General features: G+C 45.7%; 14 protein-coding genes. 10 read left to right on the forward strand and 4 right to left on the reverse strand.

Going from position 1 to position 14,763, the window contains the following annotated elements:
- Positions 1 to 106: 106 nt before the first annotated feature.
- Entirely contained in the window at positions 107 to 1,645 is a 1,539-nt protein-coding gene (guaA, locus tag ABIE50_RS08015) for a glutamine-hydrolyzing GMP synthase (RefSeq protein WP_142685473.1), read from the reverse strand.
- Between the two features lie 92 nt (positions 1,646 to 1,737).
- On the opposite strand from guaA, the gene ABIE50_RS08020 reads away from it, so the two are divergent.
- The 10 genes from ABIE50_RS08020 (at position 1,738) to ABIE50_RS08065 (ending at position 11,301) form a co-directional block, all read left to right on the forward strand.
- On the forward strand, positions 1,738 to 2,475 hold the full coding sequence (locus tag ABIE50_RS08020) for a head GIN domain-containing protein (RefSeq protein WP_142683649.1): 738 nt from the start codon (positions 1,738 to 1,740) through the stop codon (positions 2,473 to 2,475).
- Positions 2,476 to 2,798: 323 nt separating this feature from the next.
- Positions 2,799 to 3,719: a hypothetical protein gene (locus tag ABIE50_RS08025; RefSeq protein WP_209864862.1), complete on the forward strand. Its 921-nt coding sequence runs from the start codon at positions 2,799 to 2,801 to the stop codon at positions 3,717 to 3,719.
- A 225-nt stretch (positions 3,720 to 3,944) separates the two neighbouring features.
- A complete protein-coding gene (darB, locus tag ABIE50_RS08030; RefSeq protein WP_142683647.1) occupies positions 3,945 to 5,081 on the forward strand; it encodes a dialkylresorcinol biosynthesis protein DarB in 1,137 nt (378 codons plus the stop codon).
- Positions 5,082 to 5,105: 24 nt separating this feature from the next.
- Entirely contained in the window at positions 5,106 to 5,504 is a 399-nt protein-coding gene (DarG, locus tag ABIE50_RS08035) for a flexirubin biosynthesis protein DarG (RefSeq protein ID WP_209864859.1), read from the forward strand.
- Between the two features lie 90 nt (positions 5,505 to 5,594).
- A complete protein-coding gene (darH, locus tag ABIE50_RS08040; protein WP_209864835.1) occupies positions 5,595 to 6,599 on the forward strand; it encodes a BtrH-related acyltransferase DarH in 1,005 nt (334 codons plus the stop codon).
- An 18-nt stretch (positions 6,600 to 6,617) separates the two neighbouring features.
- Entirely contained in the window at positions 6,618 to 7,364 is a 747-nt protein-coding gene (locus ABIE50_RS08045; protein WP_354027923.1) for an ABC transporter ATP-binding protein, read from the forward strand.
- Positions 7,365 to 7,397: 33 nt separating this feature from the next.
- A complete protein-coding gene (locus ABIE50_RS08050; RefSeq protein WP_142683644.1) occupies positions 7,398 to 8,690 on the forward strand; it encodes an ABC transporter permease in 1,293 nt (430 codons plus the stop codon).
- Positions 8,691 to 8,782: 92 nt separating this feature from the next.
- A complete protein-coding gene (locus ABIE50_RS08055; protein ID WP_127035163.1) occupies positions 8,783 to 9,040 on the forward strand; it encodes a phosphopantetheine-binding protein in 258 nt (85 codons plus the stop codon).
- A 13-nt stretch (positions 9,041 to 9,053) separates the two neighbouring features.
- Positions 9,054 to 10,268, forward strand: a complete 1,215-nt coding sequence (locus ABIE50_RS08060) for a beta-ketoacyl-[acyl-carrier-protein] synthase family protein (protein WP_142683643.1) — start codon at positions 9,054 to 9,056, stop codon at positions 10,266 to 10,268.
- A gap of 16 nt (positions 10,269 to 10,284) precedes the next feature.
- A complete protein-coding gene (locus ABIE50_RS08065; RefSeq protein ID WP_209864829.1) occupies positions 10,285 to 11,301 on the forward strand; it encodes a beta-ketoacyl synthase chain length factor in 1,017 nt (338 codons plus the stop codon).
- A 153-nt stretch (positions 11,302 to 11,454) separates the two neighbouring features.
- On the opposite strand, the gene ABIE50_RS08070 is transcribed toward ABIE50_RS08065, so the two are convergent.
- The 3 genes from ABIE50_RS08070 to rpsT all read right to left on the reverse strand — a co-directional run bounded on the left by ABIE50_RS08070 (position 11,455) and on the right by rpsT (position 14,763).
- Positions 11,455 to 12,471 carry a PDDEXK nuclease domain-containing protein gene (locus ABIE50_RS08070; RefSeq protein ID WP_209864827.1) on the reverse strand — a complete coding sequence of 339 codons (1,017 nt, stop codon included), beginning with the start codon at positions 12,469 to 12,471 and terminating at the stop codon, positions 11,455 to 11,457.
- Between the two features lie 235 nt (positions 12,472 to 12,706).
- Complete coding sequence (locus ABIE50_RS08075; protein ID WP_209864825.1) at positions 12,707 to 14,431, reverse strand: M14 family metallopeptidase; 1,725 nt, start codon at positions 14,429 to 14,431, stop codon at positions 12,707 to 12,709.
- A gap of 77 nt (positions 14,432 to 14,508) precedes the next feature.
- Positions 14,509 to 14,763 (reverse strand): 30S ribosomal protein S20, encoded by a 255-nt coding sequence (rpsT, locus tag ABIE50_RS08080; protein ID WP_142683640.1) that lies wholly within the window; start codon positions 14,761 to 14,763, stop codon positions 14,509 to 14,511.

The raw sequence follows: 14,763 nt of genomic DNA on the forward strand, positions 1-14,763 counted from the left end.
CATTCCGGGGAATGTGAAATAAAGCATTACGGAGTTATGGATAGAAGAAATTATTCTGTCTATCCACAACTCCGTAACTATAGCTCAGTATTTTATTGCCTCCTTTTTATTCCCACTCAATAGTAGCAGGCGGCTTGGAGCTGATATCGTATACCACGCGGTTGATGCCTTTTACCTTGTTAATGATGTCGTTAGACATTTTAGCGAGGAATTCATAAGGCAGATGCGCCCAATCGGCCGTCATACCATCTACGGAAGTCACTGCGCGTAAAGCTACCGTAAATTCGTAGGTACGTTCGTCGCCCATTACGCCAACGCTTTGTACCGGCAGCAGGATGGTGCCTGCCTGCCAAACCTTGTCGTATAAGCCTGCTTCTTTCAGCCCTTCTATATATACATTATCTGCTTCCTGCAGCATGTGTACTTTTTCGGGGGTAATGGCGCCAAGAATGCGGATAGCCAGTCCGGGGCCGGGGAAAGGATGACGACCCAGGAATATATCGCTGATGCCTATTTCACGGCCTACGCGGCGTACCTCGTCTTTAAAGAGAAAGCGCAGCGGTTCTACCAGCTGCATGTTCATTTTTTCCGGTAAGCCGCCTACGTTGTGATGGGATTTGATGGTAACGGAAGGGCCGTTCACAGAAACGGACTCAATTACATCGGGGTAAATAGTGCCCTGGCCCAGGAAGGAAATATCGGTGAGATGAGTGGCTTCCTGTTGGAAAACATCGATGAACAGGCCACCTATGATCTTGCGTTTTTGTTCCGGATCGGAAACGCCTGCCAGTTTCCCGTAAAAAAGATCTTTTGCGTTGACCCCTTTTACGTTCAGTCCCATATGTTTATAAGATTCCAGTACTGTTTCAAATTCGTCTTTCCTCAGCAGGCCATTATCCACAAATATGCAGAACAGGTTTTTACCGATGGCTTTATGGATCAGTTCTGCGGCAACAGTAGAATCAACGCCGCCGCTGAGGGCCATTACCACCCTTTTATCGCCTACCTGTGCTTTGATCCTTTCCACTGTTTCGTGTACAAAAGCGGCCGGAGTCCAGTCCTGGCTGCAGTTACAGATATGTAGCAGGAAGTTGCGCAGGATCAGTTTTCCTTCCAGGGAGTGGGTTACTTCCGGGTGGAACTGTAAGCCGAACATGGGGTTGGCTGCCAGGGTAGTATTTTTGAAAGCCGCTACCGGTATATTTTCTGTAGTGGCAATGATCTCAAATCCTTCGGGGATGCGTTTAATACTATCTGCATGGCTCATCCATACCTGGCTTTTTGCAGAGATATCATATAACAACTTTTCCTCTTTGTCGTTGTGCTCCATAAAGGCGCGTCCATATTCGCGGAGGTTGCTTTTTGCTACTTCGCCGCCAAAAACTTTGGCCATCATCTGGGCGCCATAGCAGATACCGAGTACCGGCACTTTTGCAGCAATGGCCGCAATATCAAGGATGGGCGCATTTTCGTCATTTACCGAAAAAGGACTGCCTGATAATATAACACCTTTAATGGTTTCATCCCAGGCAATAGGCTGAAGACAAGGTTTAATTTCGCAATAAACATTCAGTTCACGGATGCTGCGTGCAATCAGCTGTGTATACTGGGAACCGAAATCGAGGATAAGTATCTTTTCTGTCATGGTGGTGCAAAGATAAAGTCCTTCTACGAATTTCGGATTTGGAAATTCGAATTTCGGAAATCTGGCGTATCTTTCTGTTATAATTTAAACCCATGATATCAACAAAATCGTTCCTATGTCAGGCCGCTATGGCCTTTTCTGCTGCTGTACTCCTTTATTCCTGCGACGTAATCGGACAAAATCGTGTAAAAGGCAATGGTCATGTAATTAAAGAGGAAAGGAAGGTTGCGCCTTTTCACAGGATCAAGGTAGAGGGCAGCATGAACGTATATCTTACCCAGGGCGCTGCTAAAGCAGCTGTTATTGAGGCAGAGGATAATATTGCTCCGCTGGTGGAACTGGTGGAAGAAGATGACCGTCTCGTTGTAAGGATCAGGCGGGGCGTTTCCATCAGCACTCATAAAGACCTGAACGTGTTCCTCACCACTCCTGAGATAGATGACGCCAGCCTGGCCGGTTCGGGCGATCTGAAACTGGATGGGAAATTTACTTCCCGTTCTGATGTGAAATTCAGCCTGTCCGGTTCCGGTAATCTCAAGGGAGAAATCAATGCCCCTGCAGTAAAGGCTTCTATTGCCGGTTCGGGTGATATGAAGCTGAAAGGGGAAACAAAAGATGTGAACCTTTCCATTGCCGGCAGCGGTAACTTCGAAGGTGACGAGCTGCTGTCTGAAAATGTAAATGTTAATATTGCCGGTAGTGGTGATGCAGATGTTTACGCCAGTGTAAAACTGGAAGCGAAAATTGCAGGTTCCGGAAACGTAAATTATAAGGGTTCCCCCCAGATATCCTCTTCTGTAGCGGGTTCAGGCAATATTAATAAAAGATAGGCATCAACATTTACAAATCTTTAACATTTTAAATATCATATTTGTTAGTGTCAGACAGTTTATAGAGATGTTTTGAAGAAAACATATCAAAGTCCTTGAGTCCAGGTACAGCATTCGCCATAATTAACCCGCTGATGCTGTACCTGGCTGGGGCACAAGACAGAACCCCATAACAAATACCCCGCTCCATCAACATTTGCGTCAAATTATCATTAAATCACATGAATGATTGCTGTTTTTTTGTATGTTTACGGCTTGAATTGCAGATTTTACCGTTTGAATTGTTGATTTACGTTTTGAATTGTTGAACTCCTATTCCTTTTATGAACGAAAGACCGAAGGTCCTGGTGGTATATTATACACAAACAGGACAATTGAAAAGGATTATTGATCATGTGCTAGCCCCGCTGGAAGGCAAAGCCGACTTTACATTTGAGGAACTGGTGCCTGTAACGCCTTTCCCTTTCCCTTGGGGAAAGCAACAATTTTACGACACTATGCCGGAAACTGTTCAATCCACCCCACGTGGTATTAAACCGCTGAAAGTGGACGTGAATGCGCATTTCGACCTGGTTATCCTGGCTTATCAGCCCTGGTTCCTTTCCCCCTCACAGCCAACCGCTGCCTTCCTGCAAAGTGAGGCCGGCAAACAGCTGCTGAAAGGTAAAAAGGTGATTACGCTGCTGGGAAGCCGTAATATGTGGCTGAACGCACAGGAAAGAGTAAAAAATTACCTGCACCAGGCGGGTAGTACCCTTGTGGGTAACATTGTGCTGGTAGACAAATCACCTAATCTCATTTCTGTGATCACTATCCTGCGGTGGGCTTTCAAGGGAAAAAAAGAGGCCACCCGGTTTTTGCCGCAGGCAGGGGTACAGGAGAACGAGATCCTTACTTCCGGACGGTTTGCCGGGCCCATAGCCGCAGCACTGCAACAGGACAAATGGGATACCCTGCATTCGGAGCTACTGTCGCTCGACGCCGTGGAACTGCTTCCAAATCTGGTAGTCCTTGAAAATAAAGGTATCAGGGCATTCCGTTTCTGGGCTAAGTTCATCAGTGCAAAGGGCGGTCCTGGTGCGGCCTCCCGCCAGGGACGTGTATCCATGTACCGGGCATTACTGCTGGCAGGTATCTTTGTTTTAACACCTATATCCCTGGTTACTTCCATTATACAGTTAAATCTGAAAAAGGCCAAACTGCGCCGAGAGGTGGACTATTATAAGGGTATTTCCCTGAGATAAAAGCGTATCAAGTCCACCTTAAAGGTACACCAAAGCCTGGTGTAATGCTGGTACAAAGCGACCTTTACGCCGTGGCTTGATACTTGTAATTCCAATTAGAATTCTATATTTACGTCTGTATACAACGTATATTAAATTAAAATATATTTTACTGTGAGCTGGCTGGCAAGGCAAGACAGTTCAGACCAGGTTTTACATGTAGCCTTAAAAGACGAATAAATTCAAATGAAGGAAGTTTATATTACCAGGCTGTCTAAATTTTTACCGAACAAGCCTGTAGAAAATGATGAAATGGAGAGCATTCTCGGCATGGTAGATGGAAAGGCTTCCCGTGCGCGTTTGAAGATACTTGGTAACAATAAAATCAAAACCCGTTACTACTCTTTGGACAAGGAAGGGAAATCCACCCATTCCAATGCGGAAATGACAGCAACAGCTGTATCGCAATTATTCGATGAGCAGTTCCCCATCAGCAAACTGCAATTACTGGCTTGCGGTACCACTTCTCCGGATCAGTTGTTACCCAATCATGCCGCCATGGTGCATGGCATCCTGAAATGCCAGCCGGTGGAGCTGATTGCAGCTACAGGCGCTTGTGCTGCGGGGATGCAGGCATTTAAATATGCCTGGATGTCTATCCGTTGCGGTAATACTTCCAACGCTGTAAGCACCGGCTCTGAAAAATTCTCCGCCTGGATGCTGGCACAGAAATTTCAGCCGGAAGCTGAAAATCTGAAAAGTCTCGATGAAAATCCCATCATCGCCTTTGAAAAGGATTTCCTCCGCTGGATGTTATCAGATGGTGCCAGCGCCGCCCTTTTCCAGGATAAACCTAATGAAGAAGGTTTATCCCTGCGGGTTGACTGGGTAGAAATACTCTCATATGCCAATGAGCTGGAAACCTGCATGTATGCCGGCGCTATCAAACAACCGGACGGCACTACCACCGGTTGGATTGATATGACCCCGGAAGAATGGGCACAGCACAGCGTATTCTCCTTTAAACAAGATACCCGGTTACTTGGTAAAAATATTGTTCCTTCCGGAGCACAGATGTGGAAAGAGCTGGTAGAGCGCCACAATATTAATCTCGATGAAATAGATTTCTTCCTGCCCCACTTGTCATCTGAGTTTTTCAGGTTAAAGATAGATGAGGAAATTACCAGGTTAGGTGTTCCTATTCCTTTGGAGAAGTGGTTTACCAACCTGGCCAGCGTAGGTAATGTTGGTACGGCATCCCCTTACCTGATGCTGGAAGAACTGATGAACACCGGCCGCTTTAAGAAAGGACAGAAAGTTGTAATGATGGTTCCGGAAAGCGCACGTTTTTCATATGCTTATGCACACATCACTGTGGTGTAAGTAATCACTTCTAAAACTGCTCTCATGAAAAAAGAGGAAGTACCGCAGGATAGTGATAATCTGCATGAAGGTACATTCAAGCAAATTATGTATGCGGTGGATAATTCCGGTAATTATGTACAGGTGCAAAGCGCTGGCTGGGAGCCGGAAAATATTGCACAAGGCCAGGCCTGGGAAGAAGTAAATGAAAGGGTAAAAGCGGCGCGCGCCCGGGTAGAAGCAGGCGAAATAAGCCCTGTAGCCTATTATATGGAAAAGAACCTGATGGATCTGCCTTTGCTGGCCAGCTATGTAGGTAAATTCCAATGGCAGGTGAAAAGGCACATGAAACCAGGCGTTTTCAAAAAGCTCAGTCCCAAACTATTGCAGCGTTATGCTGATGCCTTCAAAGTGAGTTTAACAGATCTCTTGCAGATCAGATAAAGCATAATATTAATAACGGATTTGTGGGTAGGTGTTATCCGATGATCTTCCCACAGATCCGTTATTCGTAATGCTGCTACAAATAAAAATATGACTAATTCTTTTTTCCAACACAACCAGACCGCGCATTGTGAAAGTGGTGTAATATCAAACCTGCTGGGGCATTATGGTTTACAGATCAGTGAACCAATGGCATTTGGTATTGGTGCAGGTATTTTTTTCGGCCATCTGCCATTCCTGAAGGTAAACGGGGTGCCGGGCACCACCTATCGGATATGGCCGGGGGCTATTTTCCAGCGGGTGTGTAAGCGGTTGGGTGTGCGGATGGAGTCACAGAAATTTTCCACACCGGAAAAAGGAATGCAGGCGCTGGATAAAGTAATTGAAGCCGGTATTCCTGTTGGATTGCAGTCCAGCGTATATTACCTGCCTTACTTCCCCGCTTCCTACCGGTTTCATTTTAATGCACATAACCTGGTTGTTTACGACAAAAAGGACGGGCAATACCTCGTGAGTGATCCGGTAATGGATTCAGTGACCACCATTGACCCGGAAAGCCTGGCGCAGGCCCGCTTTGCCAAAGGATTCCCGGCGCCCAAAGGAAAAATGTACTACCCTGTACATGTACCTCCCGCCGCCTCATTTGAAAAGCCGATCAAAGCGGGTATAGAACAGGCATGTCACTTTATGCTGAAAGTGCCTATCCCCATGTTTGGTGTGAAAGGGATCCGTTTTCTTGCTAAAAGAGTAGCTAACTACGCCGAAAATCCCGGCGACCGGAAAGCGACGCTGTACCTGGGAAATATTATCCGTATGCAGGAAGAGATCGGTACCGGCGGTGCAGGCTTCCGTTTCCTGTACGCTGCATTTTTACAGGAAGCAGCGGTGTTACTGAAGAAAGATGAACTGAGCAAACTGGCGGGAGAACTGACGCAAACCGGGGACTTATGGCGTAATTTTGCATTTGCCGCTGGCCGTGTATGTAAAAGCAGATCAGCAGACAATGTTTCCTATAAAGAGCTGAGCCAGATGTTACTGGAATGCGCGGCCTCCGAAGATGCTTTTTTCCGCAAACTGGCGCAGGTGAAGTGGTAATTAAATATTTAAAGAATCATGTCCGGCATATCTGTAAAAGAATTATATAAAACCTACAAGGGAAGTGCAGAGCCTACACTGAAAGGACTTACATTTCAGTTCGGGAAGGGAAAGATTGCCGGTTTGCTTGGTCCTAACGGTGCCGGCAAAACTACTACGATTTCAATATTATGCGGCATTGTACGGGGCGACAGCGGGGAGGTGATCATACAGGACCTAAAGCAGGAAGCTTCCCACAGGGAAGCCATCAAACATATTATCGGAATAGTACCGCAGCAGATAGCCCTGTATCCGCAACTCTCTGCCGTTGAAAATCTTACTTATTTCGGCAACCTGTACGGTTTTAAAGGGAAACCGCTGCAACAAAAAATTATGCATTACCTGGAATTGTTTGGCCTGGAGAAAAGTGCGCACAAGGAAATACATAAATATTCCGGTGGAATGAAGCGGAGGGCCAACATTATTGCCGCTATCCTGCACAACCCCAAATTGCTGGTGCTGGATGAGCCTACTGCAGGAGTGGATGTTCAGTCGCGTAGTATGATATTACAATTCCTGCGTGATTACAACAGCCAGGGAGCCAGCATCCTGTATACTTCCCATTTGCTGGAAGAGGCACAGTCGTTGTGCGAAGAAGTAGTGATCATGGATGCAGGAAGAATGATAGTGCAGGGTAACCCGTTAACCCTGATACATCAGCACCCCGGCTGTAATAACCTGGAAGACGTATTCCTGCATTTTACCGGAAACGCGCTCCGGGACTAATTTTTAAATGCTAAAGCGAAGGGCTAAAAAGTGATGTTAAGACTACTGGCAACAATCAGGAAAGAGTGGCAATTACTGTTACGCGATAAAACAGGGATCATCCTCCTGTTTATAATGCCCGTGGTATTAATTACTGTAATGGCGTTGATCCAGGATGCCCCCTTCAAAGATTACCAGGATATCAGGTTCGATATTTTAACGGTAGATAATGATCATGGCCGTTTGGGCCGCTCTGTGAAAGAAGGGCTGGCTTCAGGCGGACAATTCAATATTATCGATTCCCTTGATGGCCGGCCGGTAACTGCCGGACAGGCCAAACAACTGGTGAACGAAGGTAAATACAAGATCAGCATTATTATACCTGCCGGTGCTACAGCAGCTATTGTGAGCAATGCCAACCGTATTGTAAATGACATCACCCACAGGATGGGAATGTCGGTATCATTACCGGTAAAGCAAACGCCCGATTCACTAAACGTGACGATCTATTTTGATCCGGCTGCAAAGAAAGCATTTAAGGGCGCTATCCACCAATCGGTAGATAACTTCCTTACACAGGTGGAAACCGATTTGCTGCTGAGCCGCATTAAACAACAATTGCGGAGCAAAGACAGCAGCGCCGGCACTGCAGATACTTTAGCCATCCGTTTACAGGCAGTAGGACTGAAGGAGCAAAGCACCGGTTCGGGGAAACAATTGGATGTGATATCCAATTCTGTTCAGCACAACGTACCTGCCTGGAGTATTTTTGCCATGTTTTTCATTGTGATACCTATTGCAGGGAACATGATCCGGGAAAGGGAAGATGGCAGCCTGTTGCGGATGAAACTGATACCGGGATCTTACCTCGCTATCCTTGCCGGTAAGATGCTGTTTTTTGTAGGAGTTTGTGTTCTGCAGTTTTACCTGATGATGCTGGTGGGTATTTATGTGCTGCCGCTGCTCGATCTGCCGCAGCTGGTTATGGGCCATCATCCTGGGGCAACATTACTGGTAGCAGGCGCAATTGGGTTGGCAGCAACGGCTTATGGTATCCTGATTGGCACGGTATTTAAAACGCCTAACCAGGCGCTTAATTTCGGAGCTATCTCTATCGTGATCTTGTCGGCTGTTGGCGGTATATGGATTCCGTTGGAGGTAATGCCCGCCAGGATGCAGCTGCTGGGGCATTTGTCGCCTTTAAGTTGGGGGCTTGATGCCATCAACGATATTTATTTGCGTAACGGAGATATGGCATTTGTGTGGAAGAATGTGCTGAGATTAATACTTACCGGACTAGCCATGCTGGCCATAGCCGGATGGGTGGAAAAAAGAAGAATGAACTGATAAATGTTTTCAAAACAATAGTAAAGCTGTATTTTTACTCCCCACAAGGGCATTCGCCTGTTGTGAACAACAGGTGATAAACCTACAACATTATGGAAGAATTAAAAAAGAAACTGAAAGAACAAATCATTGAGGCGCTCAACCTTCAGGACACCAAACCGGAAGACATTGATGACAATGCACCGTTATTTGGAGAAGGCCTGGGACTCGATAGTATCGATTCACTTGAATTGATGGTATTACTGGAAAGACAGTATCACATCAAAGTCGAAGATCCCCGCGAAGGCCGTAAGATTTTGCAGTCAGTTCAATCTATGGCAGAGTTTATCCAATCGAAACAACCGGCATAAGTAAGCAGGCTACATGGCGGAAAGAGTGTTTATAACAGGGATAGGAATGATCACCGCTATTGGTGATAATGTAGCCGGAAACCTGCGCAACCTGCGGTTACAGCACAGCGGGCTGGGATATAGCAGCTATATTGATACCGTTTACAAGAATGTATTGCCGGTTGCAGAAGTGAAACATGCCAGCGATTCCCTGTTTGCACTTGCCGGCATGCCGGCAAAGGAGGGGTATACCCGTACCACCTTACTTGGGTTGGCTGCTATGCGGGAAGCATTGCAGGATGCAGGTATTACCGACATACAATCTGCCCCCACAGGCTTTATCAATGCCAGCACAGTAGGCGGCATGTGCGATACCGAGAAGTTATATTTTGATATCATTGATCCTGGAAAGACAGGATCCTTTTTACAATACATAGATACACTGGATTGCGCAGACTGCACACAGCGTATAGCCGATACCGTAGGGTTCAGTGAACATATTGCCACCATCAGCACCGCCTGTTCTTCTTCTGCCAACGCGCTGATGTTTGGCGCGCGAATGATTAAGCAGGGCATGCTGCCACGGATGGTATGCGGCGGCACAGAAGCGCTCACCCGTTTTACATTAAATGGATTCAACTCACTCAAGAATGTGGATAAGCAGTTTTGCCGGCCATTCGACCAGCAACGAACCGGTTTGAACCTGGGTGAAGGTGCGGCATACCTGGTGCTGGAAAGTGAAACTTTCGCCCGGGCCAATAACAGTCGTATCCTGGCAGAACTGAGCGGGTACTGCAATACCAATGAAGCTTTCCATCCAACGTCTCCCTCGCCGGATGGAGACGGCGCCTATGAAGCCATGAAAACGGCGCTTGAAATGAGCGGGCATTCACTGGAGGAGGTATCCTACATCAATGTGCATGGTACAGCTACCCTCAATAATGATGTTTCCGAAGGAAAAGCACTGGAGCGTTTATTCGGCGATAAAGTGCCCCTTTTCAGTTCCACTAAACCGTTTACCGGTCATACACTGGCAGCGGCAGGTGCCATAGAAGCCATTTACTCTATACTGGCTATTCAACATGGGTTAATTTTTCCCAATCTCAATTTCTCGGAAAGAATGGAGGAATTGACTATCAGCCCGGTTACCACCCTGATGGAAGGGTACCCGGTAAATCATGTTATTTCAAATTCATTCGGCTTTGGGGGCAACAACGCTTCCCTGGTGATCAGCAAATATGAAGGGTAAGTGTTACATACAAGCAATGGCGGCCATCTCCCCGCAGCCAACTTTTGAAGGGGATATTTTTTCGGCGCAGCTGGTACATACAGACAGTAATCTGCTTGCCTGTGCAGAGCCTGATTATAAACCGTTTATTCCGGGTAACAGCCTGCGTCGTATGACAAGGGTGCTTAAAATGGGATTAACGGCTGCGCTTAAATGTAGCCAGGAGAGCGGCATTACCACACCAGGCCCTATTGTTACCGGTACCGGCAAGGGCAGTTTGCAGGATACTGAAAAATTTATCAAAGAAATCGTTGAGTACAAGGAAACCGCGCTGAATCCTACTCCTTTTATTCAATCCACCTACAATTCTGTAAATGGTTTAATTGCCTTACAGCAAAAATGTACGGCTTATAATAATACTTTTGTACACCGTGGTTTTTCCTTTGAAAATGCTTTACTGGACAGCATGATGTTGTTGCAGGAAGGCGCCACGCATACGCTTACCGGCGCTTTTGAAGAAATTACAAAGGAGCATTTTTACATTAAAAGCCGGATCGGATTCTGGAAAGATCAGCCCACAGATAGCCGGGAGCTATACCGTCATCTTTCACCGGGCAGCATTGCCGGGGAAGGCGCAACATTCTTCACACTAACGGGCACGCCTACCCCACAAAGCTATGCTGCTATTTCAGATTTCAGGATGCTGTATAAGCCAACCGGCAATAAATTAACGACTGCCCTGAAAGCCTTCACCAAAGCTCCCGATCTTATTATTACCGGCCGCAATGGGGATAGCAATTTTGAGCATTATTACCAGGAGCTGGATCGATGTTTCCCTGGCATACCACAGCTGCCATTCAAGCATCTTTGCGGTGAATATGATACGGCGGGCGCATTTGGTTTATGGTTGGCCGCGCGGATCCTTAAAGCGCAGCAAATACCCGCAGCATGGTTTCCCGGTATGGGGCATTTGCCTGCGCCTGTTCATTCCATCCTTTTCTATAATCACTTTTATGGCGAACAGCATGTTATGCTGAAGCTCGAGAGAGTTTGACCTTGCTTTCTTTTCTATTGCTTCCCGGAGATCCATGAATTCAACGAATATACTTTTCTGATGAGATCGGCAGGTGTTACCGGGCATTCCATTGATTGCTGTATTAACCTGGAAGTTTATGCAGATCTTTGTCCTGGTGATGCAGTCCGGAAATTATAACATCTTGCCTAATGCTTCTGCGTCAGGCAAAAACTCTTTCATATTTTCAGGCACAGTGTGCGCCTGGTAATGAGTATAAGTGCCTACGCTCATGGCTTTATCAATGGATTTGATGGCATAATCCACTACCATATTGTCTTTCTGTTTGCAGAGCACAATCCCGATACTTGGGTTTTCATGAGGCAGCTTTACTTTATCATCCAGTACGTTCAGATAAAAATTCAGCTGACCGGCATATTCCGGTTTAAATTTTTTACGTTTAAGCTCAATGGCCACGAGGCACTGCAGGTGCCGGTTGTAAAAAAGGAGATCTACAAAGAAATCCTGGTTATTTACTTCCAGTTTATACTGGTTGCCGATAAAAGAGTATCCTTTTCCCATACTCATAATAAACTTCCTGATATTGTTTACTATTTCGTTTTCAAGAATACCTTCATCATCTTCTTCATTGATATTGACAAAGTCGATGAGATATTCATCTTTAAATACTTCCAGTGCTTTGGACTTGATATTTTCCGGAAGGGTTTTATTGAAGTTATGGGGCATGTTGCCCTGGTGTTTGAAAAGATTGGCGTTGATCTGACGTTCTAATTCCCGGACGGACCAGAATTGTTCTGCCGACTGAATGATATAGAACAAACGCTCACTTTCACCAGTGCACTTTTCAAGAATGCGGTTATGATGTGTAAAACTTATACTGTAAAAGCAGGTTTGAAATTGGCCCATCACTGATGGGCCAATTTCAAACCTGCCATATACATCAAAAAACTGGCGCATTCTTTTTAGACTGCTTGCGGAAAATCCTTTAAGGCCAGGTAGTTGCTGTTCAAGATCAAAGGCTATTTGCTCTATCACTTTTGCTCCCCAATTCTCAGCATTTATCTTCTCAGAAAGCATCTGACCTATTTTAAAATACAGCTTTAACTGTTCCTGGTTGGCCAGCCTGGCAGCAATGTACCTGCTGCGGACAATGTTTTGTTTTAAATCCTGTACAAATTCCTTGTAAGACATGTCTTGGTTTTTTTATAAAGTGTATGATATGAATAGCCTGATATGGTTTTTATAACAGAGGAATCATCGTAGTCAACAAACGTTTAAACGCGCACGAATTTAAAGGATACATTAATAAAATCCCGTTCATTTTATTCAGAGGTGAAATGATCCGTTCATTCTCATGAACAGCATGCATAAAAAAAGCGGAGACATAAGCCCTGCTTATATCTCCGCTTCAATTGGTGAGAATATTTTATCGTACCCGGTATACCGGGTAGCGCATATATTCCGGCTCTGCATAGGGTGAATTTTTAAACACAAAATTTAACTGAGCACTGGCACTGTTGGCAAACGCAGTATCAGCTGCTTTTTTCTTATTTAATAATTCCTGCAGTTCCGGATGTTGTTTTAGATATTCAGCGCCGGTATCTTCAAAAACATAAGGAGAATATCCTTCCTTTTGTCCGAGTATAGTATCAAAAAAGTTCCATGCAAAAAATGAATCGCCGCCGGTAGGTTCCAGTGTTTCCATCAGGTAACGGTTAGCGCTCTGGTTCATCGGGATATAATAATCGCCTTTTCGGAACCTGATGGAATCTTTGCTGCTGCTTACTTTGATATTGGTATGCAGGTAATGTTTTTCAAATGGTTTTGTATAGCTCTGGAAGTCGGCAATATGATATACTTCCACGAATATGGTGGTATCATGTTGTAACGGCTGCATTTTTACCTGGTTGTTTTTCAGAAGGCCGATCACCGTCCACCAGCCTTGTGGAATGATATATGCTTCGGGTTTTTCCACAAAATTTTCTTCTGTGGCATAGTTATAGAATTTCACCTGCCGGGTATAAGGTTTGGTGCGGTCATAATATAACCTGGGCAGCCCGGAAATAGCGCTGGGCTTGTGCCCCGACGCGAAGCCACGGAAAGTGATCAGGCTGTATTTATTCATATCAAACTGCCAGGCCAGCGGGAAGGTTTTTTGTGTAAGTGCGGCTTGTTTTGCGTGTTCGCGCAATTGTTTAATTGTTTCGCTGTGTGTGGAGGTAAATTCAATGAAGCATTCCATCAGGGCGTAGGTAGCTTTTACGCGTAACGGATAGGGTTTCAGCATATGTGTTTCAGGCACAAAACCGAACGTGTGGAAAAGGGTGGTATAACCGCTGGAATAACGGGGTAAGTCGGCAAATTCTACCCAGCCGCTATCGGGTGTTTCCCCGAAATGATTTACGTAGGGCACCAGATCGTATCCTTTCTTTTTCATGAGAGCATATAAGCCGGGTTCAAATGTTTTGTTCATGAATTCGCCCATTGCTCCTCCTAGCTTATTATGCTGGGTGGTGAGCAGGGTCATGATATGCTGATAATCGGCCCCGTTGCTAACATGGTTATCTACAAACACATCCGGATCAGTGAGGTGATAGATCTGCTGGAAGGCAAGGGCATTCTTTGAATCGGCTTTTATAAAATCCCGGTTAAGATCCAGGTTCTGGGCATTACCACGGGAACCAAAGGCATCGGGGCCGTTCTGATCTACCCGGTACCAGGGAGAACGGTTCAGCATTCCGCCGATATTGTATACCGGGATAACAGCGAGAATGATGTTTTCAGGGAGATGGATTTTGCCCTGTGCCAGGTCGCGCAGGAGCATCATACTGGCGTCTATGCCATCGGGCTCACCGGGATGAATACCGTTATTGATGAGGATAACCCGTTTATTTTGCCGGTGAAGGCTTTTAAAGTCGAAATTCCGCCCGGGGGAATAAGTGACCAGGTGCAGGGGGAAACCGGCATCTGTAGCCCCGATAGCCTGTATATTTATTTGTGGGAAACGTTTGGCGAGCTGCTGGTAATATTGTATAACTTCAGTATATGTAGCCGTTTCGCGGCCATTGGTCTTTTCATATCTTGTTGTGAGGTCCTGCGTGTAGGAGAGCAGGGGAAACAGGGCGGCCAAAAGCAGAAGTATCTTTTTCATCATCTTGCTTGATATAACGGAAAAACAAAAAGCCCTTCCTTTTGGAGGAAGAGCTGTAAATATTGTTACTGAAGCAATTAAGCCAGAGTTAATACTCTCTTAGCCAGCTTGCTTTTCAGATTTGCAGCTTTATTCTTGTGAATAACGTTACGTTTAGCGAGTTTATCAAGCATAGAAGCTACCTCTGCCAGATCTTTCTCCGCTGTTGCTTTATCGGTAACTGCTTTCAAATCACGGATGGCGTTACGGGTAGTTTTACCATAGTAACGGTTACGCTCATTACGCTTTCTGCTTTGACGTACGTCTTTTTTTGTTGCTTTATGGTTTGCCAT

This window comes from Chitinophaga sp. OAE865 (genome assembly GCF_040546735.1).
Taxonomy (GTDB): domain Bacteria; phylum Bacteroidota; class Bacteroidia; order Chitinophagales; family Chitinophagaceae; genus Chitinophaga; species Chitinophaga polysaccharea_A.

Bases quoted from the DNA above. Each gene is read 5' to 3' on its own strand.
- guaA (WP_142685473.1), bottom strand. From the start codon at position 1,645: ATGACAGAAAAGATACTTATCCTCGATTTCGGTTCCCAGTATACACAG.
- ABIE50_RS08020 (WP_142683649.1), top strand. From the start codon at position 1,738: ATGATATCAACAAAATCGTTCCTATGTCAGGCCGCTATGGCCTTTTCT.
- ABIE50_RS08025 (WP_209864862.1), top strand. From the start codon at position 2,799: ATGAACGAAAGACCGAAGGTCCTGGTGGTATATTATACACAAACAGGA.
- darB (WP_142683647.1), top strand. From the start codon at position 3,945: ATGAAGGAAGTTTATATTACCAGGCTGTCTAAATTTTTACCGAACAAG.
- DarG (WP_209864859.1), top strand. From the start codon at position 5,106: ATGAAAAAAGAGGAAGTACCGCAGGATAGTGATAATCTGCATGAAGGT.
- darH (WP_209864835.1), top strand. From the start codon at position 5,595: ATGACTAATTCTTTTTTCCAACACAACCAGACCGCGCATTGTGAAAGT.
- ABIE50_RS08045 (WP_354027923.1), top strand. From the start codon at position 6,618: ATGTCCGGCATATCTGTAAAAGAATTATATAAAACCTACAAGGGAAGT.
- ABIE50_RS08050 (WP_142683644.1), top strand. From the start codon at position 7,398: ATGTTAAGACTACTGGCAACAATCAGGAAAGAGTGGCAATTACTGTTA.
- ABIE50_RS08055 (WP_127035163.1), top strand. From the start codon at position 8,783: ATGGAAGAATTAAAAAAGAAACTGAAAGAACAAATCATTGAGGCGCTC.
- ABIE50_RS08060 (WP_142683643.1), top strand. From the start codon at position 9,054: ATGGCGGAAAGAGTGTTTATAACAGGGATAGGAATGATCACCGCTATT.
- ABIE50_RS08065 (WP_209864829.1), top strand. From the start codon at position 10,285: ATGGCGGCCATCTCCCCGCAGCCAACTTTTGAAGGGGATATTTTTTCG.
- ABIE50_RS08070 (WP_209864827.1), bottom strand. From the start codon at position 12,471: ATGTCTTACAAGGAATTTGTACAGGATTTAAAACAAAACATTGTCCGC.
- ABIE50_RS08075 (WP_209864825.1), bottom strand. From the start codon at position 14,431: ATGAAAAAGATACTTCTGCTTTTGGCCGCCCTGTTTCCCCTGCTCTCC.
- rpsT (WP_142683640.1), bottom strand. From the start codon at position 14,763: ATGGCAAACCATAAAGCAACAAAAAAAGACGTACGTCAAAGCAGAAAG.